Annotated in this window: 24 protein-coding genes and 1 pseudogene; 18 read left to right on the forward strand and 7 right to left on the reverse strand. The window is 58.5% G+C overall.

Translation table 11 applies throughout. The annotated features are described in order from the left end of the window. Nucleotides 1-13: 13 nt before the first annotated feature. From LKR43_RS02335 to LKR43_RS02350, 4 genes are all read left to right on the forward strand, one after another. Nucleotides 14-1,225 (forward strand): ABC transporter substrate-binding protein, encoded by a 1,212-nt coding sequence (locus LKR43_RS02335; protein WP_227682222.1) that lies wholly within the window; start codon nt 14-16, stop codon nt 1,223-1,225. Nucleotides 1,226-1,326: 101 nt separating this feature from the next. After that, nucleotides 1,327-2,820 (forward strand): CoA-acylating methylmalonate-semialdehyde dehydrogenase, encoded by a 1,494-nt coding sequence (locus LKR43_RS02340; RefSeq protein WP_227682223.1) that lies wholly within the window; start codon nt 1,327-1,329, stop codon nt 2,818-2,820. Nucleotides 2,821-2,895: 75 nt separating this feature from the next. Further along, the gene (locus LKR43_RS02345) at nt 2,896-3,849 is read left to right on the forward strand and encodes a CysB family HTH-type transcriptional regulator (RefSeq protein WP_227682224.1); all 954 of its coding nucleotides are present in this window, start codon (nt 2,896-2,898) and stop codon (nt 3,847-3,849) included. 91 nt (nt 3,850-3,940) lie between these two features. Next, nucleotides 3,941-4,318: a DUF2325 domain-containing protein gene (locus tag LKR43_RS02350; protein WP_227682225.1), complete on the forward strand. Its 378-nt coding sequence runs from the start codon at nt 3,941-3,943 to the stop codon at nt 4,316-4,318. A 13-nt stretch (nt 4,319-4,331) separates the two neighbouring features. Here the strand turns inward: LKR43_RS02350 and LKR43_RS02355 are convergent, their stop codons facing one another. After that, nucleotides 4,332-4,922, reverse strand: a complete 591-nt coding sequence (locus tag LKR43_RS02355; protein ID WP_227682226.1) for a C40 family peptidase — start codon at nt 4,920-4,922, stop codon at nt 4,332-4,334. Between the two features lie 391 nt (nt 4,923-5,313). Here LKR43_RS02355 and LKR43_RS02360 point away from each other — a divergent pair, with 391 nt between their 5' ends. The 4 genes from LKR43_RS02360 to LKR43_RS02375 all read left to right on the forward strand — a co-directional run bounded on the left by LKR43_RS02360 (nt 5,314) and on the right by LKR43_RS02375 (nt 10,093). Next, nucleotides 5,314-5,721: a heme-binding protein gene (locus LKR43_RS02360; protein WP_227682227.1), complete on the forward strand. Its 408-nt coding sequence runs from the start codon at nt 5,314-5,316 to the stop codon at nt 5,719-5,721. Then, complete coding sequence (locus tag LKR43_RS02365) at nt 5,718-7,016, forward strand: MFS transporter (protein ID WP_370632051.1); 1,299 nt, start codon at nt 5,718-5,720, stop codon at nt 7,014-7,016. Before LKR43_RS02360 ends, LKR43_RS02365 begins: the two co-directional genes overlap by 4 nt. Nucleotides 7,017-7,072: 56 nt before the next feature. Then, a complete protein-coding gene (gene acs, locus LKR43_RS02370; RefSeq protein ID WP_227682228.1) occupies nt 7,073-9,052 on the forward strand; it encodes an acetate--CoA ligase in 1,980 nt (659 codons plus the stop codon). 150 nt (nt 9,053-9,202) lie between these two features. Continuing rightward, nucleotides 9,203-10,093: a DMT family transporter gene (locus LKR43_RS02375; RefSeq protein WP_227682229.1), complete on the forward strand. Its 891-nt coding sequence runs from the start codon at nt 9,203-9,205 to the stop codon at nt 10,091-10,093. A gap of 24 nt (nt 10,094-10,117) precedes the next feature. Here the strand turns inward: LKR43_RS02375 and LKR43_RS02380 are convergent, their stop codons facing one another. Beyond that, the gene (locus tag LKR43_RS02380) at nt 10,118-11,764 is read right to left on the reverse strand and encodes an electron transfer flavoprotein-ubiquinone oxidoreductase (protein ID WP_227682230.1); all 1,647 of its coding nucleotides are present in this window, start codon (nt 11,762-11,764) and stop codon (nt 10,118-10,120) included. Between the two features lie 129 nt (nt 11,765-11,893). Here LKR43_RS02380 and LKR43_RS02385 point away from each other — a divergent pair, with 129 nt between their 5' ends. The 10 genes from LKR43_RS02385 to ftsB all read left to right on the forward strand — a co-directional run bounded on the left by LKR43_RS02385 (nt 11,894) and on the right by ftsB (nt 22,011). Then, complete coding sequence (locus LKR43_RS02385; RefSeq protein ID WP_227682231.1) at nt 11,894-12,337, forward strand: thioesterase family protein; 444 nt, start codon at nt 11,894-11,896, stop codon at nt 12,335-12,337. A gap of 64 nt (nt 12,338-12,401) precedes the next feature. Beyond that, a complete protein-coding gene (locus tag LKR43_RS02390; protein ID WP_227682232.1) occupies nt 12,402-13,109 on the forward strand; it encodes a CoA transferase subunit A in 708 nt (235 codons plus the stop codon). A 2-nt stretch (nt 13,110-13,111) separates the two neighbouring features. Continuing rightward, on the forward strand, nt 13,112-13,765 hold the full coding sequence (locus tag LKR43_RS02395) for a CoA transferase subunit B (RefSeq protein ID WP_227682233.1): 654 nt from the start codon (nt 13,112-13,114) through the stop codon (nt 13,763-13,765). After that, nucleotides 13,746-15,545 (forward strand): aminopeptidase P family protein, encoded by a 1,800-nt coding sequence (locus LKR43_RS02400; protein ID WP_227682234.1) that lies wholly within the window; start codon nt 13,746-13,748, stop codon nt 15,543-15,545. The genes LKR43_RS02395 and LKR43_RS02400 overlap by 20 nt, the downstream gene beginning before the upstream one ends. A gap of 59 nt (nt 15,546-15,604) precedes the next feature. Further along, entirely contained in the window at nt 15,605-17,257 is a 1,653-nt protein-coding gene (locus LKR43_RS02405; RefSeq protein WP_227682235.1) for a CTP synthase, read from the forward strand. Between the two features lie 9 nt (nt 17,258-17,266). Next, the gene (gene kdsA, locus LKR43_RS02410; protein WP_227682236.1) at nt 17,267-18,109 is read left to right on the forward strand and encodes a 3-deoxy-8-phosphooctulonate synthase; all 843 of its coding nucleotides are present in this window, start codon (nt 17,267-17,269) and stop codon (nt 18,107-18,109) included. A 93-nt stretch (nt 18,110-18,202) separates the two neighbouring features. Next, nucleotides 18,203-19,813: an MFS transporter gene (locus tag LKR43_RS02415; protein WP_227682237.1), complete on the forward strand. Its 1,611-nt coding sequence runs from the start codon at nt 18,203-18,205 to the stop codon at nt 19,811-19,813. After that, nucleotides 19,806-20,234, forward strand: coding sequence for a MarR family winged helix-turn-helix transcriptional regulator (locus LKR43_RS02420; protein ID WP_227682238.1), 429 nt, complete (start codon nt 19,806-19,808; stop codon nt 20,232-20,234). Before LKR43_RS02415 ends, LKR43_RS02420 begins: the two co-directional genes overlap by 8 nt. Before the next feature lie 110 nt (nt 20,235-20,344). Beyond that, complete coding sequence (gene eno / locus LKR43_RS02425; protein WP_227682239.1) at nt 20,345-21,631, forward strand: phosphopyruvate hydratase; 1,287 nt, start codon at nt 20,345-20,347, stop codon at nt 21,629-21,631. A gap of 53 nt (nt 21,632-21,684) precedes the next feature. Further along, nucleotides 21,685-22,011 carry a cell division protein FtsB gene (gene ftsB / locus LKR43_RS02430; protein ID WP_227682240.1) on the forward strand — a complete coding sequence of 109 codons (327 nt, stop codon included), beginning with the start codon at nt 21,685-21,687 and terminating at the stop codon, nt 22,009-22,011. A 6-nt stretch (nt 22,012-22,017) separates the two neighbouring features. Here the strand turns inward: ftsB and LKR43_RS02435 are convergent, their stop codons facing one another. The 5 genes and pseudogenes from LKR43_RS02435 to LKR43_RS02455 all read right to left on the reverse strand — a co-directional run bounded on the left by LKR43_RS02435 (nt 22,018) and on the right by LKR43_RS02455 (nt 26,419). Continuing rightward, the gene (locus LKR43_RS02435; protein ID WP_255675915.1) at nt 22,018-22,977 is read right to left on the reverse strand and encodes a TadE/TadG family type IV pilus assembly protein; all 960 of its coding nucleotides are present in this window, start codon (nt 22,975-22,977) and stop codon (nt 22,018-22,020) included. Nucleotides 22,978-23,141: 164 nt separating this feature from the next. Then, nucleotides 23,142-24,065, reverse strand: coding sequence for an Hsp33 family molecular chaperone HslO (gene hslO, locus LKR43_RS02440; RefSeq protein WP_227682242.1), 924 nt, complete (start codon nt 24,063-24,065; stop codon nt 23,142-23,144). A gap of 44 nt (nt 24,066-24,109) precedes the next feature. Then, nucleotides 24,110-25,435: pseudogene (locus LKR43_RS02445) on the reverse strand (acyl-CoA synthetase); the annotation flags it as partial. Between the two features lie 136 nt (nt 25,436-25,571). Then, nucleotides 25,572-26,084, reverse strand: a complete 513-nt coding sequence (locus LKR43_RS02450) for an RDD family protein (protein WP_227682243.1) — start codon at nt 26,082-26,084, stop codon at nt 25,572-25,574. Nucleotides 26,085-26,233: 149 nt separating this feature from the next. Beyond that, nucleotides 26,234-26,419, reverse strand: a complete 186-nt coding sequence (locus LKR43_RS02455; protein ID WP_227682244.1) for a hypothetical protein — start codon at nt 26,417-26,419, stop codon at nt 26,234-26,236. Nucleotides 26,420-26,443 lie beyond the last annotated feature (24 nt).

A 26,443-nucleotide genomic window follows, 5' to 3' on the forward strand; every position in this document is an offset into this window, starting at 1 on the left:
ACGGAGACACAGCATGCAGAAATTTTCTTTCTCATTGGCCGCAAGCTTGTGCGTGGGGTTGAGCAGCGCCGCGTATGCGGCAGCACCGCCGGTCAAGATAGGCATCCTGACCGACATGTCGGGTACTTACGCCGCGATGGGCGGGCCCGGATCGGTTGCTGCGGCCAAGCTTGCCGTCGAGGACTGTCTGGCGGCGGAATGCAAGGGTATGGATATCGAGGTAGTGTCGGCCGACAACCAGAACAAGGCAGACATCGGTGCGGCCAAGGCGCGTGAGTGGTTTGACCGCGATGGTGTCACGGCAATTGCCGACCTGACCAACTCTGCCGTAGCGTTGGCCGTACAGGGCATTGCCAAGGAAAAGAACAAAGTGGCGCTGTTTTCCGGTCCGGCTACCACAGGGCTGACCAACGACAGCTGTTCGCCCGTGGGCTTTCACTGGATGTTCGACGTGTATTCGCAGTCGATAGGCGGTGTGCGGGCCATGGTGAACAAGGGTGGCAAGTCCTGGTTCTTCATCACTGTTGATTATGCTTTTGGCCATTCCTTGCAGAAGGGCTCTGAAGAAATGGTCAAGAAGCTGGGCGGCACGGTGGCCGGTTCTGTATTGCATCCATTGGGTGTCCCGGATTTTGCGTCTTATTTGCTGCAGGCACAAAGCTCCAAGGCTCAGGTCGTTGCACTGGCCAACAGCGGTGCCGACGTCGTCAATGCCATCAAGCAGGCACGTGAATTCGGTATTGTGGCCGGCGGCCAGCGCCTTGCCTCGTTGCTGATCTTCCTGTCCGACCTGCGTGCGCTCGGTCTGGAAAACGGTCAGGGCCTGACTTATGTCGATGGCTTTTACTGGGACTTCGACGATAACTCGCGCAAGTGGTCCGACCGCTTTGCCAAGGCTTTTGACGGCCTGAAGCCGACCATGACGCACGCGGGTGTCTACTCCAGTGTGTTGCACTACCTGAAAGCCGTGGCAGCCGCACAATCCACAGACGGCAAGGTCGTTGCCGACAAAATGCGCGAAATTCCCATCGACGATCCGGTCATGCATAATGCTTCGATACGTCCTGATGGTCGCGTGATTCACGATATGTATTTGTATGAAGCCAAGAAGCCGTCGGAGTCGACTGGTGACTGGGATTTGTCCAAGCTGGTCGCCACCATTCCTGCCGAAGAAGCGTTCCAGCCTTTGTCCGAATCCACCTGCCCGTTAGTCAAGAAGAGCTGACCGGGGGCGGGTCCGGCCTGCGTGGCACATCATGATGTGCCGGCGGGCCGGGCAAGGATTATTTAATTTATATGCATCATGTATGCCAGAAGGAGACCTTAATGAGTGCAGTTCCACGTATTCCACTGCTTATCGGCGGTGAGCTTGTTCAGTCCAAGACTACTGAATGGCGTGACGTTATCAACCCCGCTACCCAGGAAGTCGTGGCGCAAGTGCCTTTCGCGACGCAGGAAGAGCTGGATCTGGCGGTCTCCAACGCCAAAGAGGCTTTCAAGACCTGGCGCAACACCAGCCAGGCTGCGCGTACCCGCATCATGCTCAATCTGCAGAAGTTGGTGCGTGACAATACCGCGGCTATTGCAAAATCCATTTCGCTCGAGCACGGCAAGACGCTGCCCGATGCGGAAGGCGAAGTCGGACGCGGGCTGGAAGTGATTGAACACGCATGCTCGATGGCTTCCCTGCAACTGGGCGAGTATGCCGAGAACGCCGCTACCGGTATCGATGTTTATACGCTGATACAGCCGCTGGGTGTCTGCGCTGGCATCACGGCCTTTAACTTCCCCATCATGCTTCCGTGCTTCATGTTCCCCATGGCAGTCACGGCGGGCAATACTTTTATTCTCAAGCCTTCCGAGCAGGATCCAAGTTCTACCCTGATGCTGGCGAAACTGGCTCTGGAGGCCGGTTTGCCACCCGGCGTGCTGAACGTTGTGCATGGCGGGCCCGACACGGCCAATGGCTTGTGCGATCACCCCGACATCAAGGCGATTTCCTTTATCGGCTCCACGCATGTGGGTACGGAAATCTACCAGCGCGCCTCCAAGGCAGGCAAGCGTTGCCAGGCCATGATGGGCGCCAAGAACCATTGCGTGATCCTGCCTGATGCCGATCGCGAAGTGGCGCTTAACCAACTGGTGGGTGCCGCTTTTGGTGCAGCGGGTCAGCGCTGCATGGCGACTTCGGTAGCCGTGATGGTGGGCGAAGCGCGTGACTGGCTGCCCGACTTCATCGAGCGTGCAAAGAAGCTCAAGGTGAACGTAGGTTCCGATACGCAGGCTGATCTGGGTCCGTTGGTTTCGCCTCGTGCCAAGCAGCGTGTGGAAAGCCTGATTCAGCAAGGCGTGGATGAAGGTGCCGAGCTGCTGCTTGATGGCCGCAACCTGACGGTGCCCGGCTACGAGAACGGCAACTTTGTCGGCCCGACGGTGTTCAACGGGGTAACGGCCAACATGACCATTTATCGCGAAGAAGTCTTTGGGCCGGTGCTGTGCGTGGTGGGTGTCGACACCCTGGAAGAAGCAGTCGAGTTCATCAACAACAACCCCAATGGCAACGGCGTGGCGGTATTTACGCAGGATGGCGGGGCTGCGCGTTACTTCCAGCACAATATCGATGTGGGTCAGATCGGCATCAATATTCCCATTCCCGTGCCTGTGGCATGGTTCAGCTTCACCGGCTCGCGTGCCTCGAAGCTCGGTGACCTGGGGCCCAACGGCAAGCAGGCCGTGCATTTCTGGACGCAAACCAAAACCATTACCGCACGCTGGTCAGCGCATGCGGCGGGCGTTAATACGACTATCTCCATGAAGTAAGCTTATTACCATAAAGAATATATATTTATTTCTTTATTACCTATAATGGCCCTTAATGACTAAGGGCCATTTTTTATGAATCTGCAGCAATTTCGTTTTGTCCGGGAAACCATACGCCGTAACTTCAACCTGACCGAGGCTGCACGTACCTTGTATACGTCGCAGCCGGGCGTATCCAAGGCCATTATCGAGTTTGAAGACGAGCTGGGCGTCAAGATCTTCGAGCGGCACGGCAAGCGGATCAAAGGGCTGACCAAGCCGGGTCAGGTGGTGGCACAGGTCATAGACCGCATCATGCGTGAAGTCGACAACCTGAAGAAGGTCAGTGACGAGTTTGCCCGACGCGATGAAGGCGGCCTGACCATAGCCTGTACGCACGCGCAGGCCCGCTACATATTGCCCAAGGTCATCCCGGCGTTTCGCGAGCGCTTTCCCAAGGTGCGGCTTTCCCTGGCCGAGGGCAATCCGCCTCACCTGGCAAGAATGGTCCTGCATGAACAGGCTGATGTTGCCATCGCCACCGAGACGCTGGCCCTGACTCCCGGCCTGGCAGCTTTGCCGGTGTATTCGTGGGAGCACACCATTGTCGTGCGTCCGGATCATCCTCTGGCACAACTGACTTCAAGCCAGGCCAGGGCGATTACCCTGAAGCAGCTGGCCGAATATCCCATCGTGACATACGACCATGCATTTTCGGGCCGGGGCACTCTGGATGAAGTCTTTGCCGCGGCCGATGTTACGCCCGATATTGTGCTGGAAGCCATCGACGCTGACGTCATCAAGACTTATGTGGACGTAGGCCTGGGCATAGGCATTATTGCCGGCATGGCTTTCGACCCGCGTCGCGACCAGGGGCTGGTCGGCTTGCCGGCGGGTCATCTGTTTGGCACGCATGTGACGCGTGTTGCGGTCAAATCGGGCGTATTCCTGCGCGACTATGTCTATGTGCTGCTCGAGATGCTGGCGCCCGAGCTGACCCGCGAAGTTGTACAAGAGGCCATAGAAAAAAATCCCAGACCCGAACTCTGATTCTGCAGAAAAATTCACCTGCCACACAATTTAAGTTGACATTGATAATAAGAATGATTATCGTTATCGAAATAACTTGTGTGGAGCAAACATGTCTCAGTATGTCAGCGCAGTCGTGGTAGGAGCCGATAGGCTGGGCAATATCCCCGAGCTTCTGAAGGGGCACAATATTGCCATTCGTCATCACATCAGCGGCAGGGATCCGTCGCACCAGAAGAAAACCCTGCAATTGCCGTCGGGAACCGAGTTATTGATCTTGTTGACCGATTTTCTGGGTCATAACGTCATGAAGACCTTTCGTGCTGCGGCTCAGCGCGCAGGAATAAGGGTGCTGGCGTGCAGGCGTTCGGTGTGCAGCATGAAGCAGGCGCTGGATCAGTGTGGATACTGTGAGGCCTGCGATAAGTCGGTTGTGTCGGAGAATGCCAGGCCGTCGCGTGGCGGGCGCCCGGGAGTAAGGGCGGCCTAAAAGGCCCACGCCCTTAGTTGCTGACCGCCTGGTGTGCCATGTTTGCGGCCAGGCGGCGTGCGCCGTTGTAGCGCTTCTTCCAGTAAGAAATATTCATGCTTTCTATGCGTACCACGCTGCCGGTGCGGGGGGCATGCACGAATTTGTGATCACCCAGATAGATACCGACGTGTGAAAAGCGGCTGCCGCGCGTGTTGAAGAACACGAGGTCGCCTTTACGCAGTTCGTCGCGCTTGACCGAGGTGCCCAGCCGTGCGAGTTCGACTGAACGACGTGGCAGTTTCAGGCCCAGGGATTTTTCGGCCGCGTAGGTAACCAGCCCGCTGCAATCGAAGCCGGTATCGGGCGTTTCACCACCATAGCGATACTTGATACCCAACACGCTAAGGGCCGTAGAGGCCAATGCTGATGATGATTTCGGGGGATTGCGCCTGGCGTAGCTGAGTTCGCGGTTGGCAAGATAGGCGCCAAGTGGATCAGATTGGGTTTGTGCCAAGTAGAGATCACGTTCTGCACGTATGAGCATGCTGCTGTCGGCATGCTGCTTTTGACTTGCCTGGTTGGTTGCGCAGCCTGCCAGGACCAGGCTGGATAGCAGAACCATGGCTTTGGCGCCGCGCCATAAATTTTGAGAGCTGATGTACGGAGATAGGCGGAATAGTCGGTGCGGCGGCATAATATACGGGTTTAGCTTGCGTAAGGTCACCCCGCCGGTTTGTCGATTTAGCTTCAGTTAGTGATGAAATCGATAAATTTAGGCGAAAAATATAAGCTGAAGGGGGAACTTTACACAAATTTAACGTGAGAACTGCCAAAGTTTAACGAATAGCGATGTAAACGTAAAGAAGTTTTGCCCTCAAAAGGATGATTTTCGTATGCAGGTATACCCTAGTATTGCCTTTACTAGCAGGGACGCGCAGGCTAGTCTATAGGCCGCGCCGATCTACTGCAGCGGCACTTGATGTAACAATTTATCCATTCGCATAGGGAAAAACATGAATACCAAACCCGTACTGAGTCTTGCTGATGTCCAGGCGATATTGTCTGCTGCCCAGAATCATGCTGTTACCAATAATTGGGCCGTGACCATTTCGGTGGTTGATGACGGTGGTCATCCGCTGGGCATGCTGCGGCTCGACGGTGCGGCGCCTGTCTCGGCACATATTGCGCCGGCCAAGGCCCAGACGGCGGCCTTGGGGCGGCGTGAATCAAAAAGCTACGAAGACGTCATCAATCAGGGCCGTACTGCCTTTTTGTCGATTCATGCATTACCAGGCATGCTGGAAGGGGGCGTACCTGTCGTAGTCGATGGGCAGGTGGTTGGCGCGGTTGGCGTATCGGGTGTGAAATCCTCGGAAGACGCCGAAATTGCCCGTGCGGGCATTGCGGCGCTGCAGGCGTGAACTCTGCGCTGCCTGCATCGCAGTCTGCGCTGAACCCAGGCGTTGCCAGACGTGAGGTCTGGGCCTGGGCCATGTACGATTTTGCAAATTCGGGTTTCACCACGGTTGTTCTCACGACGGTATTCAGCGTTTATTTCGTTGGTGTCGTGGCTGAAGGCAAGACCTGGGGAACCCTGGCTTTCACAGTAGCCTTGTCGCTGTCGTATTTGCTGATCATGCTGACCATGCCTGCCCTGGGTGCCCGTGCCGATGCGCGGGCCGGCAAGCGCCGGCTGCTGTTCAGCAGCACCATCGGCTGCGTGATCGGAACGGCCATGCTTGCCTTCACGGGGCCGGGCGACATCGCCTGGGGGCTGATTGTGATCGCCCTGGCCAATTATTGTTATTGCGTGGGCGAGTCCATCGTTGCGGCCTTTCTGCCGGAAATTGCCCGGCCACACGCATTGGGGCGAGTCTCGGGCTGGGGCTGGAGCTTCGGCTATTTTGGCGGCATGCTGGCGCTGGGTCTTTCTCTGGTACTGGTATCCTGGGCCAGCGCACAGGGGCAGACCGCAGGCCAGTACGTGCCTTATGTCATGGTGCTGACAGCGGTTATTTTTGCGCTGGCTGCCATACCGTCCTTCCTGTTCCTGCGTGAACGCACACCTGCTACCCACCAACCGGTGCAAGGCATGCTGGCGCGCCTGAGGGCGGCATGGCATGACACGTCCACAAATTTTCCTGATTTTCGTATTTTGCTGATTTGCGGTGCTTGCTATCAGGCCGGTATTGCCGTCGTGGTCACGCTGGCGGCGGTTTATGCTACCGAGGCCATGGGTTTCAGCATGGCACAGACCATGATGCTGGTCTTTACCGTAAATATTGCGGCGGCGGCGGGCGCTTTCCTGTTTGGTTACGCTCAGGATCGCATGGGTCACAAGCGTGCGCTCACTGTTACGCTGGTGGGCTGGATTGTCATGGTCCTGCTGGCCTATAGCGCCGTTCAGGTGTGGGTGTTCTGGCTGGCAGCAACGATTGCCGGCCTGTGCATGGGCACCAGCCAGAGCGCAGGGCGGGCTATGGTTGGTGCGCTCGCGCCCGGCAAGCGGCTGGCCGAATTTTATTCGCTCTGGACGTTTGCCATACAGCTTGCCGCAGTGGTGGGGCCCTTGTCCTACGGACTGGTTACCTGGATAACGGGTGGCAATCATCGGCTGGCGCTATTATGCACAGGTGTGTTTTTCGTGGCCGGCCTGGCCGTCATCAGCCGTCTGGATTTCGCCCGTGGTATGCGAGCGCGCGAGTTGTCAGCGTGATGTAAGACTTGTGAGCTACGGTAATTGAATAATTCGACTAAGAAGGAGCCAAAAGAATGTCTAATGAGATTGAATCCGTATTGATCGAGAATCGGGTATTTCCCCCTTTCGAAAATCTGGTGCAGGGAGCGGCCATATCCGGTATGGATGGTTACCGTGCCTTGTGCGAGCAGGCAGACAAGAATCCGGATGAGTTCTGGGCGAGTCTTGCACGCGAAAACCTGAACTGGACCAAGCCGTTCAGCACCGTGCTCGATGAGTCGGAAGCGCCGTTTTATCGTTGGTTTGGCGATGGTGAGCTGAATGTTTCAGCTAACTGCCTGGACAAGCATCTTGACACCCCAACCGCCGACAAAACCGCGCTTATCTTCGAGTCTGACGACGGCAAGGTCACCAAGATTACCTACAGGCAATTGCATGCCCGCGTGTGTGAGTTTGCCAACGGCATCAAGGCCCTGGGCCACAAAACCGGCGAGCGCGCCATTATTTACATGCCCATGTCCATCGAGGCGGTGGTGGCCATGCAGGCCTGCGCCCGCCTGGGCATTATCCACTCGGTGGTGTTTGGCGGCTTTTCGTCGAAAAGCCTGCACGAGCGCACCCTTGATGTTGGTGCCACGCTGATCATTACCGCCGATGAACAGGTGCGGGGTGGCAAGACCATACCCCTGAAGAGCGCGGTCGACGAAGCCCTGGGCATGGGCGGTTGTGAAGCCGTTAATCATGTGATTGTTTACAAGCGTACCGGAGGCCAGGTGGCCTGGCAGGAAGGGCGCGACTTGTGGATGCACGATGTGGCAGCGAATCAGTCCGGCGACTGCACACCGGTTGCGGTAAACGCCGAGCATCCCTTGTTCATTTTGTATACCTCGGGCTCCACGGGCAAGCCCAAGGGTGTCCAGCATGCCTCGGCAGGTTTCCTGCTGTGGGCGTTGATGACGGTGAAGTGGACATTCGACGCCAAGGACAGCGATGTGTTCTGGTGTACGGCCGATGTGGGCTGGGTAACAGGTCATACCTATATCACCTACGGGCCGCTGGCTGCCGGGCTGACTCAGGTGGTATTTGAAGGTGTGCCGACCTATCCCGACGCAGGTCGCTTCTGGGAAATGATACAGCGCCATAAGGTCACCGTTTTCTATACGGCGCCCACGGCAATCAGGTCGCTGACCAAGGCCGCTGAAAGTTCGCCCGATCACCATCCGCGCAAATACGACATGAGCTCGCTGCGCATCATCGGTTCGGTGGGTGAGCCCATCAACCCGGAAGCCTGGATGTGGTATTTCAAGAACGTGGGTGGCGAGCGCTGCCCGGTGCTGGATACCTGGTGGCAGACCGAAACCGGCGCGCATATGATCACGCCTTTGCCGGGCGCCACACCGCTCAAGCCAGGTTCCTGCACATTGCCACTGCCCGGCATTGCGGCAGCCATTGTCGACGAGGCCGGCGAGGAAGTCGGCCGTGGCAAGGGCGGCTTCCTGGTGATCAAGCGTCCGTGGCCGGCCATGATACGCACCATCTGGGGCGATCCGGAGCGTTTCAAGAAAAGCTATTTTCCGCCAGAGCTCAAGGGCCATTACCTGGCAGGTGACGGCGCACAACGCGACCAGGACGACTACTTCTGGATCATGGGCCGCATAGACGACGTATTGAATGTGTCGGGCCACCGCCTGGGCACCATGGAAGTGGAATCGGCCCTGGTGTCGCATGAACTGGTGGCCGAGGCTGCTGTGGTGGGCCGTCCCGATGCGACGACTGGCGAGGCCGTGGTGGCCTTCGTGGTACTTAAGCAGGCCTTGCCGGAAGGCGAAGAGGCCGCCGACATAGCCCGGCTGTTACGCGCCTGGGTGGCCAAGGAAATAGGCCCCATCGCCAAGCCGAAAGACATTCGTTTCGGTGAAAACCTGCCCAAGACCCGATCGGGCAAGATCATGCGCCGATTGCTGCGTGTGGTGGCCAAGGGCGAAGCGGTTACGCAAGACGTGTCCACACTCGAGAATCCTGCGATTCTCGATCAGTTGTCTCAGGCACACTGATTGGCGGAAGGCTTGTGTTTGGTTGGTTGCGATTCTAATTAACCAAACACGATCACGTCCGTATTATCATTGCTTCTTTCTGAATCAGGCTTCGGCCTGATTTTTATTTGGCCGGGCCACGGCAGGTCTTGCGCCGCATTGGAGTAGAGCGTGGAAACAAAGCAGAACGATCATATTGCGTTGCTGTTGATGGGATTGACAGTGGCCATGTGGGGGTTCAGCTGGATCGCCATGAAAAGCCTGGTGCCGTATATCGGGCCTTTCGATCTGGTCATGTGGCGCTATGCCCTGGCCTTTGTCGCTTTGCTGGTCGTTTTGCTGGTTACCCGGCAGCCGTTGAAGTGTCCGCCCTTCATGCTGACGCTTGGTATTGCCGTTTTCCAGACTACCGCGTTTCAATGCTTGTGCCAGCTTGCGCTGGTCACGGGGGGCGCCGGTCATGTCGTCATGCTGGCCTACACCATGCCGTTCTGGGTGGCGCTGTTTGCCTGGCCTTTGCTGGGTGAGCGTCCTACACGCCGCCATGTGCTGGGCTTTATCTGTGCGGGCGTGGGCCTGATTGCAATTATTGCGCCCTGGCAGGGGCTGGGCTCGCTTACCGGATCCTTGCTGGCGCTGCTGGGGGGCGTCAGCTGGGGCCTCGGGGCGGTACTGTCCAAGATCATGTTCCAGCGCCATGCGCCCAAGGTGCTGACCTTGACGATGTGGCAGATGGCCTTGGGAACGCTGCTTACTTTTCCGGTAACCCTGATTTTTCCGCAGCAGGAGATGATCTTGTCACCCGAACTGTTCTGGGGACTGGCCTACACGGCGATCGGCGCATCGGCGCTGGGCTGGTGGCTGTGGATGTCGGTGGTGCGACGCGTGAGTGCCACGGTGGCGGGGATGTCCAGCCTGGGTGTTCCTGTACTGACGGTGTTGCTGGCCTGGCTGTTTTTGTCGGAGCAGCCCAGCACCGCCGAACTGTTCGGCGTCGCCTTCATCATGATGGGGTTGGTGATCGTGAATCTGGAAGGCAGCCGGGGCAGCGCGCGGCCCTGAAGCCACGCGCTTTGCTGCGCCGCTTTACATACCGTTGTAAACGGGGCCTTCACCGCCCTGGGGCGCGACCCATACGATATTCTGGGTAGGATCCTTGATGTCGCAGGTTTTGCAGTGCACGCAGTTCTGCGCGTTGATCTGCAGGCGATCCTCGCCGTTGTCGGTCTTGACGAACTCGTATACGCCGGCGGGGCAGTAACGCGCTTCGGGGCCACCGTATTTGGCCAGATTCACCGACACCGGTATGGAAGCGTCTTTGAGCGTAAGGTGTATGGGCTCGTCTTCCTCGTGGTTGGTGTTCGAGATAAACACCGAACTGAGGCGGTCGAACGTCAGCTTGCCGTCGGGTTTGGGGTAGTCGATGCGAGCGCATTCGGCTGCCGGCTGCAGACAGGCGTGATCAGGCTTGTTATGACGCAAGGTCCAGGGCATCTTGCCCTTGAGCAGCCATTGCTCGACACCGGTCATGATGGTGGCGATGGTGCGCCCTTTCTTGAACCACTGTTTGAAATTCCGGGCTTTGTTCAGCTCGGCGTGCAGCCATGAGTTCTGGAACGCAGTGGGATAGGCCACCAGCTCGTCGTGGCGGCGATCAGCCACGATAGCCTCGAAGGCGGCTTCGGCTGCCAGCGCACCGGTCTTGATGGCCGAGTGACTGCCTTTGATGCGCGATGCGTTCAATACGCCGGCTTCGCAGCCGACCAGCACGCCGCCCGGGAAACACAGCTTGGGCAGAGACATCAAACCGCCTGCGGTAAGCGAACGGGCGCCATAGGCGATGCGCTTGCCGCCTTCGAAGGAGGGACGGATGGAAGGGTGGGTTTTATAGCGCTGGAATTCTTCGAAGGGCGACAGCCAGGGGTTGGCGTAATCAAGACCGACCACCAGGCCCACGACCACGATGTTGTTGGGCAGGTGATAAAGGAAGGAGCCACCATAGGTGTCGGAATCCAGGGGCCAGCCTGCCGTGTGGACGACCAGGCCAGGCTGGGATTGGGCGGGGTCGACTTCCCACATTTCCTTGATGCCTATACCGTAGCTTTGCGGGTTGCGGCCGGCATCAAGCTTGTAGCGCTCGATAAGCTGGCGGCCCAGCTGTCCGCGCGAACCTTCGGCGAAGATGGTGTAGCGTGCCAGCAATTCCATGCCCGGCTGGTAATGTGCGGTATGAGTGCCGTCGCGGGCGACACCCATGTCGCCGGTGGCCACGCCTTTTACCGCGCCATCGTCGGTATACAGGATTTCAGCGGCTGCAAAACCCGGGAAGATATCGATTTCCAGCGCTTCGGCCTGCTCGCCCAGCCAGCGTGTGACATTGCCCAGCTGAACAATGTAGTTGCCATGGTTCTGAAAGCATTCCGGCAATAGCCAGTTGGGTGTCTTGCGCGATCCTTTTTCGGTGAGGAACAGGAATTTGTCTTCGGTGACGGCGGTTTCCAGCGGGGCGCCTTTTTCTTTCCAGTCGGGGATCAGTTCGGTCAGCGCCTGAGGGTCCATGACTGCACCCGACAGGATATGTGCACCGATTTCGGGGCCTTTTTCAAGTACACAAACGCTGATTTCATGGTCGTGCTGGGCCGCCAGTTGCTTAAGCCGGATCGCGCTGGACAGGCCAGCCGGCCCGCCACCGACGATGACGACGTCGTACTCCATTGATTCACGTTCGGACATTACGAAATTCTCCCTGTGTCTTGCATGAGGTGCTGCGCCTCGAAACTGCGACGCTTCAAATAAATGTTAGTGGCTGGCGTCAAGTTATACTCATTGATACTGTTGAGCCCGCAAAAGGACGCCGAGACAATGCAAATAATAACCTCATCTACACAGCCGCCCACCGGAAGCTGCTATCGTTGTGCGGTGAAAGTACGCTGGGGTGATCTCGACGCCTTGAATCATGTGAATAATACCGTGTATTTTCGCTATTTCGAGGAGGCGCGGATGCAGTTGTTCACACAGATGAACGCGACCCGGCCTGCGCGTACCGTAACATTGCTGGCCCACACTTCATGCGATTTCATGAAGCAGCTGCTGTATCCGGCTACCGTGGTGATTACCCAGGTACTGGTTCGCACAGGCCGGTCCAGCATGGAAATGGAAGCCCTGCTCGAGCGTGACGATGAACCCGGTGTACTCTATGCAAAAGGCCGGTACGTGCTGGTGAACGCAGATGCGGATACCGGCAAGTCTGTGCCGTGGTCTGAACAGCAGTTGGCAGATCTGGCAGAATTGATGACAGCACAATGATTTTTCTGGCCGAAGGTATTGCAACCCCAGGTCGATGAATGACACTTGAATAAGGATAGGAGTAATGGATAAAGTCTATGCCAGCGCCGCAGAAGCGCTCAAGGGCGTCGTTGCCGACGGCCAGACCATAGCGGTTGGCGGCTTCGGTCTTTGCGGCATCCCTGAGGCCCTCATTGCCGCGCTGCGTGATTCAGGCGTGCAGAACCTGACCTGCGTCAGCAATAACGCGGGGGTCGACGATTTCGGCCTCGGTCAGTTGCTGGCTACCCGCCAGATCAAAAAAATGATTGCCTCGTATGTGGGCGAAAACAAAGAGTTTGCGCGTCAGTATCTGGCCGGCGAGCTTGAGCTGGAATTCACGCCCCAGGGCACGCTGGCCGAAAAACTGCGTGCCGGCGGTGCAGGCATTCCCGCTTTCTTCACCCGTACGGGTGTGGGCACCGTGGTGGCCGATGGCAAAGAGTTGCGCGAGTTCGACGGCGATACCTATGTGATGGAACGCTCCATCGTGCCCGACGTATCACTGGTCAAGGCCTACCGGGCCGACCGCAGCGGCAACCTGCAATTTCGCAAGACTGCCCGCAACTTCAATCCCAACGTGGCCATGGCGGGCAAGATCACCATCGTCGAGGTCGAAGAAATCGTTGAACTGGGCGCCATGGATCCTGACGAGGTACATCTGCCAGGTATTTACGCACACCGCATCGTGCTTAATACCAGCCCTGAAAAACGCATAGAACAACGTACTGTCCGCAACGCGCAAGGAGCATAACAATGGCTTGGAATCGTGATGAAATGGCAGCGCGCGCTGCGCGTGAACTGCAAGACGGTTTTTATGTGAATCTGGGCATAGGCCTGCCCACGCTGGTGGCCAACCACGTGCCCGAAGGCATGGAAGTGTGGCTGCAGTCTGAAAACGGCTTGCTGGGCATAGGCCCGTTCCCGACCGAAGAAGAGATCGATGCCGACCTGATCAACGCCGGCAAGCAAACGGTTACCACGTTGCCGGGGTCATCCATATTCGCCTCGGCCGACTCCTTTGCCATGATACGTGGCGGCAAGATCAATCTGGCCATCCTGGGCGCCATGCAAGTGTCTGAAAAGGGCGATCTGGCCAACTGGATGATTCCTGGCAAGATGGTCAAGGGTATGGGCGGTGCGATGGACCTGGTGGCCGGCGTCGGCAAGGTCGTCGTGCTGATGGAACACGTTGCCCGCAAGAAAGACGGCACGGAAGACATCAAACTGCTGCCCGAATGCACCTTGCCCCTGACAGGCCTGGGTGTGGTGAACCTGATCATCACTGACCTGGGTGTCATGGAAGTGACTGACAACGGGCTCAAGCTGATTGAACTTGCGCCGGGCGTCACCGTGGAAGAAATCCAGTCCAAAACAACTGCCAAGCTCGATGTCTCATCCGTTGCCTGATCCGGTTCAACGTATCCGGGCCCTGCGCGCGGCCCTGCGGTCGCGCCAGGTACAGGCCTGCGTCATTCCTACCTCTGATCCGCATTTGTCGGAATATCTGCCGGAACGCTGGCAGGGCCGGCAGTGGCTCAGCGGCTTTGACGGCTCGGCCGGTACGCTGGTGGTCACTGACACCTTTGCCGGCCTCTGGACCGACAGCCGATACTGGGAGCAGGCCGCAAACGATCTGCAGTCGACAGGCATTACGCTGATGCGTGCAGGCCAGCCTGATGTACCGGGGCCGGCCGCCTGGCTGGCCGATCACCTTGCGCGGGCCGACCGTGTTAGTGTCGATGGCCAGGTACTGGCGCTGCAAACGTTCAGGCAATGGCAGGAAACGCTGGCCGCAAAGGGTGTTGCGTTACTGACCGACGTCGATGTGCTGGATGACATCTGGGAGCAGCGTCCGTCGCTTCCGCAGGGCAGTGTGTTCGAGCATCTGCCGCCGTTTGCATGCCGCAGCCGGGCCGATAATCTGGCCGGAGTGCGTGCTGCCATGGCCAGTCACAAGGCTGACTGGCACTGGCTGTCATCGCTTGATGATATTGCCTGGGTGTTTGGCCTGCGCGGCAATGATGTGCCGTATAACCCGGTATTCCTGGCGTATGCGCTCATAGGGGCTGACAGCGCCCGCCTGTTTGTTGCGCCCGAAAAAATTTCCGATGACTTGCGGCAACGCCTGCTGGAAGATGGTGTCACGATCGCGCCCTATTCAGAGGCGGCCGGGGCGCTGGCTTGCCTGCCCGAAGGTCAGGTCCTGCTGGTCGACCCGGCACGAGTCACGGTCGGCACGTATGGTGCGGCGGCTTTCGTCGACGTAACCGAGGCCATCAACCCCTCGCAGCTGCTCAAGTCGCGCAAGAATCAGGCTGAAGCCGAAAACGTGCGCAGAACCATGGAGCGCGATGGTGCGGCCTTATGCGAGTTTTTTGCCTGGTTCGAGGCGGCGCAAGGTCGCGAGCAGATCACTGAAATCACCATCGACGAGCAGATCACTGCAGCGCGCGCGCGGCAGCCCGATTTCGTCACACCCAGCTTTGGCACGATTGCGGCCTACAACGCGAATGGCGCGATGCCGCACTACCATGCCACGGAACAGGCCCATGCCGTGATCCAGGGCGATGGTCTGTTGCTGATCGATTCCGGCGGACAATACCTGGGCGGGACTACCGATATCACCCGCGTCGTGCCGGTAGGGCAGGTCAGCGATGCGCAAAAGCAAGATTACACCGCCGTGCTCAAGGGCATGATCGCCTTGTCGCAGGCGGTGTTTCCGCGCGGTACCGCATCACCTTTGCTCGACACCATTGCACGCATGCCGATCTGGCAGACGGGGGCGGATTACGGTCATGGTACCGGCCACGGTGTGGGGTATTTCATGAACGTGCATGAAGGTCCGCAGTCCATCGCCTATCGTGCCGGCATCACGCCCAATATGGCCATGGAGCCGGGCATGATCACCTCGAACGAACCCGGTCTTTACCGGCCAGGCAAATGGGGCATACGCATAGAAAACCTGGTGTTGGCCGTAGCCGGTCCGCAAACCGAGTTTGGCGAATTCCTGAAGTTTGAAACCCTGACCTTGTGCCCGATCGACACCCGTTGCGTCAATGTGGGGCTGTTGTCCGAGGGCGAGCGGGGCTGGCTCAACAGCTATCACGAAGAGGTTTGCCGGCGTTTGTTGCCGCTGGTCCAGGGCAATGCAAAAGAATGGCTGCTTGAACGCACCCGCCCGATTTGATCGGGCTATAATCCAAATTTCCCGCTCCTGCCCGCTAGCCCCGGGCATGTAAATTCACAATGACCAAATACGTATTTGTCACCGGCGGCGTCGTTTCTTCCCTCGGTAAAGGCATTGCTGCAGCCTCGCTGGCAGCCATTCTTGAATCGCGTGGCCTGCGTGTCACCATGCTGAAGCTCGATCCGTACATCAACGTCGATCCGGGCACCATGAGCCCCTTCCAGCACGGTGAGGTCTTCGTTACCGAAGATGGCGCCGAAACCGATCTTGATCTGGGCCACTACGAGCGCTTCATCAGCACGCGCATGCGCAAGGTCAACAACTTCACCACCGGCCAGATCTACGAGTCTGTGCTGCGCAAAGAGCGCCGTGGTGATTATCTGGGCAAGACCGTGCAGGTCATTCCCCATATCACCAACGAGATCCAGGATTTCATATCGCGGGGTGCCAAGGCAGCCCACGACGGCGCCACCGACGTGGCCATTGTCGAAATCGGTGGTACCGTGGGTGACATCGAATCGCTGCCTTTCCTGGAAGCGGCACGCCAAATGAGCCTGCGCCTGGGGCGCAACAATGCCGCGTTCGTGCACCTGACCCTGGTGCCTTTCATTGCTTCGGCCGGCGAACTGAAAACCAAGCCCACCCAGCACTCCGTGCAAAAGCTGCGCGAAATTGGTATTTATCCGAATGCGCTGCTTTGCCGTGCCGACCGGCCCATTCCGGCCGACGAGCGGGCCAAGATTTCGCTGTTCTCCAATGTGCCGCTAGACGCCGTTATTTCTGTTTGGGACGCAGATTCCATTTACAAGATTCCCGCCATGCTGCATCAGCAAGGCCTGGATAATCTGGTGTGCGATGCCCTGGGCATCACGCCGCCGCCCGCCGATTTGTCCATGTGGGATCGTCTGGTCGACGCTATCGAAGGTCCTCAGCACACCGTGCGCATAGGCATGGTGGGCAAATATGTAGACCTGACCGAATCGTACAAGTCGCTCAGTGAAGCGCTGGTGCACGCAGGCATCCACACCCGCTCACGCGTGATTGTCGAATACCTTGATTCTGAAGAAATCGAAATGCAGGGTACCGACTGCCTGAAGGGGCTTGATGCCATTCTGGTTCCGGGCGGCTTTGGCAAGCGCGGTACCGAAGGCAAGATTATGGCCATCCGCCATGCCCGCGAGAACGGTGTGCCTTATCTGGGCATTTGCCTGGGCATGCAATTGGCCGTTGTCGAGTTCGCACGCAATGTGGCGGGCCTGGGTGGCGCCAACAGCACAGAGTTCGATCCGGCGGCACCTCATCCGGTTGTTGCCCTGATTACCGAATGGCAAGACCAGGAAGGCAAGGTCGAGAAGCGTGACGCAAGTTCCGATCTGGGCGGCACCATGCGCAAGGGTGCCCAGCGCTGCCCGATCAAGCCTGGCTCGCGCGCCAGCCAGATATACGGCAAGGAAGTCAACGAGCGCCATCGTCATCGCTACGAAGTCAACAACGTCTATGTGCCCCGGCTCGAAGAGGCAGGCATGGTCATCAGTGCGCGCACGCCTACCGAAAACCTGCCCGAAATCATGGAGCTGCCCAACCACCCCTGGTTCATGGGCGTCCAGTTCCATCCGGAATTCACCTCTACGCCACGCGACGGCCATCCCCTGTTTTCCAGCTATATCCAGGCGGCCATCGATTACCAGGAGCAGCGCAAGGCGGATCACTAAGGAGTTGCCATGAAATTGTGCGGATTTGAAGCCGGCCTTGAGCATCCGTTTTTCCTGATTGCAGGGCCGTGCGTCATTGAGTCCCGGCAAATGGCCTTTGACACCGCCGGGCGTCTCAAGGAAATCACCGATAAGCTGGGCATTCCCTTCATCTACAAAAGCTCGTTTGACAAGGCCAACCGCAGCTCGGGTCAGTCTTATCGTGGCCCGGGTCAGGAAGAAGGCCTGCAGATCCTGGCTGATGTCAGGGCACAGTTGCAGGTGCCGGTGCTGACCGACGTGCACACCACCGAACAGGTGGCCGAAGTGGCGGCCGTGGTTGATGTCCTGCAGACGCCGGCCTTCCTGTGCCGCCAGACTGATTTCATTCATGCCTGTGCCGCCACGCTTAAGCCGGTCAATATCAAGAAGGGGCAGTTCCTGGCTCCGCACGATATGGCCCAGGTGGTGGCCAAGGCCAGGGCTGCGGCCCTTGAAGCAGGTGGTGACGGCCACAACATCATGGTTTGCGAACGCGGCGCCTCGTTTGGCTACAACAATCTAGTCTCCGACATGCGTTCGCTGGCCATCATGCGCGAAACCAGCTGCCCGGTCGTATTCGACGCCACCCATTCGGTACAGTTGCCGGGCGGGCAGGGCACCAGTTCGGGTGGTCAACGCGAATTCGTGCCCGTTCTGGCGCGCGCCGCCGTTGCTGTGGGTATTGCCGGCATCTTCATGGAAACCCATCCCAATCCGGATCAGGCGCTTTCCGATGGCCCGAATGCCGTACCGCTGGATCAGATCGAAAGTCTGCTTGCCACGCTGGTGAATATCGATCGCTACGTAAAAAGCAGCGGCGCCCTCGATTAAAAACAAAGTCAGCCGCATCCTCGATTGCGAGGGCGTGGCGCTTTTGCTAAAATTGTTGACTTATCAATGATTGATTAGTCAATAGATCTGTATATGTCACCGCCCTCCGATCATTCCTTTGCGGAAACCGGGCGGGTGCTGTCCGTCAGACGGTCTTTGCTGGCCATGCTGGGGTTGGCCTTTGTCAGCGTCATGGTGGCCATAGACCAGACCGTTGTCGGTACCGCCCTGCCCACGATAGTTGCCGAGCTGAACGGGTTCGACTTGTACGCCTGGGTGGCGACCGCCTATCTGCTCACTTCCGTCATCACCATACCCATCTTCGGGCGGCTGGGTGATTACTATGGCCGCAAGCCTTTCGTTCTGGCGTCGTGTCTGGTTTTTATGTCGGCTTCGGTGCTGTGCGGCATCGCCGACAGCATGCTGCAACTGGTATTTGCGCGTGCCCTGCAAGGGGTGGGAGGCGGGATGCTGGTGGGAACGGCCTTTGCCTGCGTTCCCGACTTGTTTCCTGATTCACATGTACGCTTGCGCTGGCAGATCCTGCTGACCAGCGCCTTTGGTATTGCCAACGCCGTGGGCCCCACGCTGGGCGGTGTACTGACCGAGTACGCCGGCTGGCGCTCGATATTTTTCGTGAATCTGCCCGTAGGTTTTATCAGCCTGTTTTTCCTGTGGCGTTATTTGCCCCGGATCAGGCAGGTTCAGGCCAGCAACATACGGCTGGATTGGCAAGGGGCGATATTGCTGGCCTTGGGCCTGGGCAGCCTGCAGTTCTTTGTCGAGATGCTGCCGCGTTACGGCGCCGGCATGCCCATGGTGGCGCTGGGCGTGTTCTCGTGCCTGATATTCGCCGGGCTTATCGTCTGGGAAAAACATTCTCCGCATCCCCTGATTCCCCTGGACATGTTCCGCAACAAAAGCCTGGCGGTCTTGTTCTGTCTGTCGCTGTTTACCGGCTTTATCCTGTTCGGGCTTTTGTTTTACCTGCCGCTGATGCTGCAGGGCGGATTTGGCTTGACGCCCCGGCAGGTCGGCTTGCTGATTACGCCGCTGGTGGTTTGCATTACCGTGGGCAGTGCCGTTAACGCACGCATCATCATACGGATGCCCAAACCCAATTACATGCTGTACGCCGGCTTTGCGCTTCAGGTCGTGTCCTGTGTGGGCATGGTGACGTCACACGAAGATACTGCCCGCTGGCTGCTGGTGGTGTATATGGTGCTGGCCGGGGTAGGACTGGGCTTTGTCATGCCCAACCTTACCGTCTTTGCCCAGGAGACCGCGGGTCGCGCCTTGCTGGGAATTTCCACGGCCATGCTGCAATCGGTGCGCATGGTCGGTGGCATGCTGGGGACGGCGGTGGTGGGCTCCCTGGTTACGCATTACTATGTCGAGGCGGTGCGTCATGCCGTGCCGGAGGGGCAGGGTACATCGTGGCTCAAGCTGCTTGAAGATCCCCAGATGCTGGTTAACGAGATCATTCAGGCCGACTTTCTGGCCACCCTGCAGGTGCAGGGCTTGTCGGGCGCCAGGCTGATCGAGCTGGCGCGCCTCTCGCTGGTCGAGGCCATACATTCCGGCTTGATGACCACTTTGTTGATTGCGCTGATCGCGCTGTTCTGGGTATACAGATTGCCGGTGATCCGGTTTACGCGTACGACCCTGCCCAAGCCGGCCCCCAAGGATTCCGCCGATGCATGAACTTCCGCAACTGCAGGCTGTACAACAGCTTGGCCGTACCTATCGCGCACTGATGTCTTCGTTTGAAAGCAGTACCGGTCATTCGATGCCGCGCTGGCGGATATTGCTGGCATTGCACCGGCAAGGCGAATTGACTCAAAAGCAATTGGCACAGGATCTCTCGCTGGATCCGGCTGCCCTGACCCGGCATATCAAGGCCATAGAGGGTGATGGCTGGGTCGAGCGTCATAGCGATGTAAACGACAACCGATTGACCAATGTGGCCCTGACCGATGCCGGCCGTAAAGTGGTGGCGGATGTCATGCCCAGACGCCTGGCTTTTATAGAGCAGGCCTTTGGTGACATGCCGCTGGAAAAGATTCAGGAGCTGAGCACCACATTGCAGGCACTGGAGCGGGGCTTGCGTCAGTCGGGGGCGTGACTGTATGTAAATTCCGGACTTTTGACTGCAATATAATCCGTGGCGTGGCCTGCGCAGGTACAATCGGGCGATTACGTAACTTTATACATTCGGGCAGGACTGTCAAAATCATGAGTGCAATTGTAGATATCATTGGTCGCGAAATTCTGGATTCGCGTGGTAACCCCACCGTTGAATGTGATGTGCTGCTTGAGTCTGGCGCGATGGGGCGTGCGGCGGTGCCGTCGGGGGCCTCCACCGGCTCGCGTGAGGCCGTCGAACTGCGCGATGGCGACGACGCGCGTTATCGCGGCAAAGGCGTGCTGCGTGCGGTCGAGAACCTGAATACCGAAATTTCGGAAGCGCTGATGGGCCTTGATGCCCAGGAACAGACTTTCGTCGATCGTACCCTGATCGACCTTGACGGCACCGAAACCAAAAGCCGCTTGGGCGCCAATGCCATCCTGGCCGCCAGCATGGCGGTTGCGCGTGCCGCAGCCGACGACTCTGGTCTGTCGCTGTACCGCTATTTCGGCGGCAGCGGCCCCATGCAGATGCCTGTTCCCATGATGAACGTGATCAATGGCGGCGCGCACGCCAACAACACGCTCGACATGCAGGAATTCATGATTCTGCCCATAGGTGCCGGCAGCTTCCGCGAAGCACTGCGCATGGGTGCCGAAGTTTTCCATACGCTGGCCAAGCTGATCAACAAGCAGGGCATGTCTACTGCCGTGGGCGATGAAGGTGGCTTTGCCCCCAACGTGGCCAACCACGAAGCGGCCATTCAGCTTATTCTCCAGGCTATTGCCGAAGCCGGCTACGAGGCGGGTTCGCAGATTGCCCTGGGTCTTGATTGCGCCAGCTCCGAGTTCTACCGCGACGGTAAATACCATCTGGCCGGCGAAGGCGGCATTGCCCTGGGCGCGGCCGACTTTGCCAACCTGCTGGCCGGCTGGTGTGACAAATATCCCATCATCTCCATTGAAGACGGCATGGCCGAAAACGACTGGGAAGGCTGGAAGCTGTTGTCCGATCAGCTGGGCAAGAAAGTCCAGCTGGTGGGCGACGATCTGTTTGTCACCAACACCAAAATACTGAAGCAGGGCATCGACCAAGGCATTGCCAACTCCATTCTGATCAAGATCAATCAGATCGGCACCCTGACCGAAACCTTTGCTGCCATAGAAATGGCCAAGCGTGCAGGCTATACCGCGGTCATATCCCACCGTTCGGGCGAAACCGAAGACGCCACCATTGCCGATCTTGCCGTGGCAACCAATGCCATGCAAATCAAGACAGGCTCGCTCTCCCGTTCCGACCGCATGGCCAAGTACAACCAGCTGCTCCGTATCGAGGAAGAGCTGGCAGAAGTGGCTTCCTATCCTGGCCGCGACGCCTTCTACAACCTGCGCTAGTAGTACTGGCTGCAGAAACAACCCGGCCCGGCCGGGTTGTTTGTTGGTAAAAAATGCGACTGCTATTCATTGTTCTGGCCGTACTCACCCTTCTTACCCAGTATCCTTTGTGGTGGGGTAAGGGTGGCTGGCTGCGGGTCAAGGAATTGCAAGATAAAGTCGCGGCCCAGCAGGAAACCAACGAAGCGCTGCTTGCCCGCAACAATGCCTTGCAGGCGGAAGTGCAGGATTTGAAGTCGGGTACCGATGCCATCGAAGAGCGTGCCCGCGGTGAGCTGGGCATGATTCAGGAAGGCGAGGTCTATGTACAGATTCTTGCGCCCAACGAGCACGAGCCGCGTGTCAAGACTCCACAAATTCCCGATAAAAAAGGCAATTAGCCGGGTTTAACCGCTTGCGGCGAGTGCTGTGCCGGCGGCAGATGTACAGCACAGCGTCAGCCCGCAATCGGGGTGATCAGGCGTGACGGCCAGGCCATCGCCGGAGGCAGGGTCGGGCGCTGATGCATCGGGCTGTGCCGGCGTGTGCGGAGCGCCGCTGTGTTCCCCGGATGCCGGCGGACGCCAGGGCACATTGGGCAGACCCGGGGTGGTGCTGGCGGGCTGGGGCGCCATGCACCATAACCCTGTGCAGGGCAGTATGGCTGCGGGGGTTGTGAGCGCCGGGGCTTCGGGCTGTATGACGTTGTTGCCTGCCAGGCTTGGCCAGCGCACCGGATGGGACTGCATCATCAGGCTGATTTCCCGGCTTAAAGGCAGATAGCCGTGCGCCATGGCGTGCTGGGCGTAGCTGCCGCCTGACCGACCCAGCAGACGCATGAGACCTTTCATGCCAGGCACTACGGGTTCATGCAGATAGTTCAGGCGCAAGGTAAGCGTATTTGCCTGGTAAATACTGGATCTGGATTCGGGCCCCAGCCCGTTGGCCCAGCCCTGGGCCCGGCGCCGTTGATCCTGTTCGAACAGATAATGATTATTGATGGTTGGCAGGCCGTCGTGGGATGCCCGGCCAAGTTGCAAATCGGCGAAATCATTGAAGGCGGCCATGGTGGGCGACACGACAACCATTTGCCAGGGGGCGCCGGCGGTATCGTGACGGCGTTTTTGAAATGCCAGGTCGAGGTTCTGCCTGGCGCTGCGGCTGGCCGAGGCAGGGAAGAGCGGCAGCAGCGCCTTTTCAAAGGCCTGTACGATAGTCTGGGGCCGGGCGTGGTTGCTGATGCCTGCCCGGGCTGCTTCCAGCAGCGCCAGGCTGACGACTTGCCGGGTGAGCAGCCAGTGCGCGGTTTCGATACTGCCCAGCCCCAGCAGCAACACCGGAACAGCAACGACAGAGAATTCGATCATGCCTGTGCCGCGCTGACGCCGCCGGCATGGCTTGCCGCAAGGGCAGGCCGCAGACGGCAAGGCGTGGGTGCCGTGGCGGAGCACGGCCCGGGAAGGTGGCAGGCGGGACGACATGGCAGCTAGTGTGCCGCCATGGCTGCAGGCGTGTCGAGTGTGGAAACTGCTTAGTGAATGCCGCCGTCGGTGTCGTGCGTCATGCCCGGCGAGCTCACGAAAAGCCCGGCACAATCGACGGCGTCGAACTCATACGGCTTGCCGCAGAAATTGCACAGGATATCGATTTTCCGACGCTCGTGAAGAATGCTCTCGATTTCTTCCCGGCCCAGTGATTGCAGCATGCCTGCCACCCGCTCACGCGAACATGGGCAATACCAGCGCACGCTCTGTGGTTCGAAAATCAGCAGCTCTTCTTCCCAGAACAGGCGCTTGATCAGGGTGTCGATGTCCAGGGTCAGCAGTTCTTCCTGCTTGAGGGTAGAGGCAAGGTGCCCGACGCGGTCCCAGGATTCTTTCTGTTGCTCTGGTGTCGTGCTTTCGTGACCGCCGTGTGCCGGCAGGCGTTGCAGAAGCAGACCTGCTGCATGCTCGGTGTCGGAACCCAGCCAAAGGCGGGTATCGAGCTGTTCGGAGTCTTGCATATAGCGCTCAAGCACTTGGGCAACCGTGTCGCCTTCCAGGGGGATGATGCCCTGGTAGGGCTTGAGATCGGCATTCTTGCTGCCTGGATCGAGGGTGACCACGAAACGGCCGGTGCCGCCGGTATTGAGCAGCGTTTGCAGCGTGCCATCGGCAGGGATCTCGTGATCTTCGCGCACAGTCACGGTCGCGCGTATAGACAGCTCGGTGGTGCACTCGACCACGATCAGTGCGATAGGGCCGTCGCCGTGCAGCTGCAGCACCAGGGCACCGTCGAACTTGATGTTGGAGGTGAGCAGGATAGAGGCAGCGACGAGCTCTCCGAGCAGGGTTTCGACGCAGGCGGGGTAGTGCTGGTGGGCCATGCCTGTTTTCCAGGCCTGGCTTAGCCTGACGGCCTGAATGCGTGTGCTGTGATCGGACAGCAGGTATTTTTTAAGTTCATCAGTCATGGCTGAATTTTAGCCTACGACCGTCGCGCTTTTCAGGCCGGCGCGTCGTTGTTGGGGCCGGCATACCAGTAATAGCCCTGGTCATCGACCCTGGCCATTTCGCCGCTCAGGCACCAGTCGTCTTTGAACTTTGCCTGGGTGGCCAGATCGTTGCGCCAATAGCCCAGGAAAAGCAAGGGATCGGGGTGGCCGTGAATGTCGTGGCGATTCAGGGCGATTTCCCCGGTCTGGCCTGTGCGGCATGGGTTGCCGGCTTTGTCCAGGACAGCAACCTGATGGCCGGGATAGGGGCGCCCCATGCTGCCCGGCCGAACCGGCCACTTCTTGTGGCTGTTGCCAATCAGGTGGTTCATTTCGGTGCAGCCGAACGTCTCGTTGGGCGTAACGCCAAGCGCTTCCGTACACCAGGCGGCTACCTGCGGTGACAGGCTGGCGCCGCTGCTTGCGATGGCGCGCAGGCCCAGCGGGTATTGTTCGCGCGGCAGCGGGGTGTGCTGCATCATGGCCTGCAGCAAGTCGGCGGGCAGGAAGACATTGCTGACCTGATAGCGTGCCATTACTTCAAAGGCGTGTCCCGGGGTGGACTGACCCGACGTGCTGACGATGGCGTGGCCGAAATACAGCGTGGGCAGCAGTGCGCTCATGATGCCGTCGGCGCTGTTCCAGTCGGCTGGGCTCCAGAGCACATCACCCGATTGCGGGAACCAGTTCTGTGCGGCCACGAAGCCGGGCAAGTTGCCGATCAGGGTCTGGTGGCCCAGCAAGGTGCCTTTTGGCGCAGCAACACTGTTGGGGGCGTAAATAAGCAGCGCGGCGCTGCTGGACCGTGTAAGCACGTCTTGAAACCGGGGTTCCTGGCGCGCCAGCAAAGAGCGCCAGGGGATAATGGCTTCGTGCTGAAAATTCAGGCCTATGATTTGTGTGAGGGCCGGGCACTGCGTTTGTGCCTGCAGCAAGCTGTCGGCTCCGGCGTCATCGACAATGGCGACTCGTGCCTCGGCGTCTTGCAGCCGCGTGGCCAGCCCGTTTGCGCCCAGCCACGGCGACAGCGGCAGGGCGATGGCCCCTACGCTGAATATGGCAATGAAAGCGGCAACGGTTTCAGGCCGCTGCTCGGTGACGACAGCGATGCGGTCGCCTGCCCGTATGCCCATCTTGACCAGGCCGTTGGCCAGTTGCTTGGCGGTGTCTGATAGCCGGGTGTAGGTCCAGACTTCCCGCTGCCCCTGGGAGTTTTCATGGAAAATCGCAATACGCCGGCCTTCTACCGGATTCTGGGCCCACCGGTGCACGCATGCTTGCGCAATATTGAATTGAGAAGGGACTAACCACTGGTAAGACTGGTACAGCGCCGAGTATTGGTCGTTCATTGTCTTTTGGATTCAATGGGCCGAGTAGGGGGCGAGTCTCTTTACACTCTACCCCTGAAGCATGAACGACTAGCGGTATCTATGCAATGTTTACGTTTCAGAAAGCCAATCACATTAGGGTTTTTACTCAGTGGTCCTAAGGTTTGGGTGCATGAACCAGGCGCGTACGGGCCAGGCGATCGTGCAGGAACTGGCCTTGAGGGTCTATCCAGGTCCAGAAGAAGACTGTGAATGGTGCAAAGACGATGAGCAGATCCGTCGAGCTGTAGCCGGTTGCCCGCGAGGCGGCCAGTACCAGCAGGGCGGCCAGCAAGGGTATCGGCCAGATCAGGATATAGCGCAGCAGCAATACGCCCAGGCCAGGTATCTGGCCGTCCTGGGTGACCAGTCGGATATTCCAGGTTTTCATCGGCAGGGTCTGGCCGCGTTTGCGCCAGCACATGATGAAATACACGCCGATGGCAACAAACAGCACTGCCTGGCGGCCATGCCGGAACATCATTCCGCTGCGGCTTTGTGTAAGCGTGTCGAACAGGTAGCTGGCCAGGAATACCACGCCAAACAGCAACACGCCCTCGTACATCATGCAGGCGAAGCGGCGCCACCTGCTGGGTGTTTGGTCAAGGTCGATGGCGGGAAATTGTTGCATTGCAGTATCCGAAGTTTTGATGCCGGCCGCTATTATCCCGCACTTTCGGATTGCGCAGCGGGCGGGCAAAAGAAAAGCCGCTATGCGCGGCTCTGGCTTTGCGGTTTTTCCGCATTGGCTTGCTATACGCGCAAGCCTGAAATCGATGCTTAGTTGGCGGTTTCGACCATCTTGCCCGAGGGAGCCTGGGCGCGGTCAGCCGCTGCAAACAGCTTGGCAAACAATTTCTTAAGTGCTTCGACGGGTTTGAAACGGTACTGATCTTCGATGGCTTGCATCATCAGTTGACGCTCGAGTTCGTCGGTTAAACGTGTATCTTTGGCTACGTTGATCATATAAAGCCTCTTTATAAAAAATTG

This window comes from Pusillimonas sp. MFBS29, assembly GCF_020687695.1.
Taxonomy (GTDB): Bacteria; Pseudomonadota; Gammaproteobacteria; order Burkholderiales; family Burkholderiaceae_B; genus Pusillimonas_C.

Bases quoted from the DNA above. Each gene is read 5' to 3' on its own strand.
- LKR43_RS02335 (WP_227682222.1), top strand. From the start codon at position 14: ATGCAGAAATTTTCTTTCTCATTGGCCGCAAGCTTGTGCGTGGGGTTG.
- LKR43_RS02340 (WP_227682223.1), top strand. From the start codon at position 1,327: ATGAGTGCAGTTCCACGTATTCCACTGCTTATCGGCGGTGAGCTTGTT.
- LKR43_RS02345 (WP_227682224.1), top strand. From the start codon at position 2,896: ATGAATCTGCAGCAATTTCGTTTTGTCCGGGAAACCATACGCCGTAAC.
- LKR43_RS02350 (WP_227682225.1), top strand. From the start codon at position 3,941: ATGTCTCAGTATGTCAGCGCAGTCGTGGTAGGAGCCGATAGGCTGGGC.
- LKR43_RS02355 (WP_227682226.1), bottom strand. From the start codon at position 4,922: ATGGTTCTGCTATCCAGCCTGGTCCTGGCAGGCTGCGCAACCAACCAG.
- LKR43_RS02360 (WP_227682227.1), top strand. From the start codon at position 5,314: ATGAATACCAAACCCGTACTGAGTCTTGCTGATGTCCAGGCGATATTG.
- acs (WP_227682228.1), top strand. From the start codon at position 7,073: ATGTCTAATGAGATTGAATCCGTATTGATCGAGAATCGGGTATTTCCC.
- LKR43_RS02380 (WP_227682230.1), bottom strand. From the start codon at position 11,764: ATGTCCGAACGTGAATCAATGGAGTACGACGTCGTCATCGTCGGTGGC.
- LKR43_RS02385 (WP_227682231.1), top strand. From the start codon at position 11,894: ATGCAAATAATAACCTCATCTACACAGCCGCCCACCGGAAGCTGCTAT.
- LKR43_RS02390 (WP_227682232.1), top strand. From the start codon at position 12,402: ATGGATAAAGTCTATGCCAGCGCCGCAGAAGCGCTCAAGGGCGTCGTT.
- LKR43_RS02395 (WP_227682233.1), top strand. From the start codon at position 13,112: ATGGCTTGGAATCGTGATGAAATGGCAGCGCGCGCTGCGCGTGAACTG.
- LKR43_RS02400 (WP_227682234.1), top strand. From the start codon at position 13,746: ATGTCTCATCCGTTGCCTGATCCGGTTCAACGTATCCGGGCCCTGCGC.
- LKR43_RS02405 (WP_227682235.1), top strand. From the start codon at position 15,605: ATGACCAAATACGTATTTGTCACCGGCGGCGTCGTTTCTTCCCTCGGT.
- kdsA (WP_227682236.1), top strand. From the start codon at position 17,267: ATGAAATTGTGCGGATTTGAAGCCGGCCTTGAGCATCCGTTTTTCCTG.
- LKR43_RS02415 (WP_227682237.1), top strand. From the start codon at position 18,203: ATGTCACCGCCCTCCGATCATTCCTTTGCGGAAACCGGGCGGGTGCTG.
- LKR43_RS02420 (WP_227682238.1), top strand. From the start codon at position 19,806: ATGCATGAACTTCCGCAACTGCAGGCTGTACAACAGCTTGGCCGTACC.
- eno (WP_227682239.1), top strand. From the start codon at position 20,345: ATGAGTGCAATTGTAGATATCATTGGTCGCGAAATTCTGGATTCGCGT.
- ftsB (WP_227682240.1), top strand. From the start codon at position 21,685: ATGCGACTGCTATTCATTGTTCTGGCCGTACTCACCCTTCTTACCCAG.
- LKR43_RS02435 (WP_255675915.1), bottom strand. From the start codon at position 22,977: ATGATCGAATTCTCTGTCGTTGCTGTTCCGGTGTTGCTGCTGGGGCTG.
- hslO (WP_227682242.1), bottom strand. From the start codon at position 24,065: ATGACTGATGAACTTAAAAAATACCTGCTGTCCGATCACAGCACACGC.
- LKR43_RS02450 (WP_227682243.1), bottom strand. From the start codon at position 26,084: ATGCAACAATTTCCCGCCATCGACCTTGACCAAACACCCAGCAGGTGG.
- LKR43_RS02455 (WP_227682244.1), bottom strand. From the start codon at position 26,419: ATGATCAACGTAGCCAAAGATACACGTTTAACCGACGAACTCGAGCGT.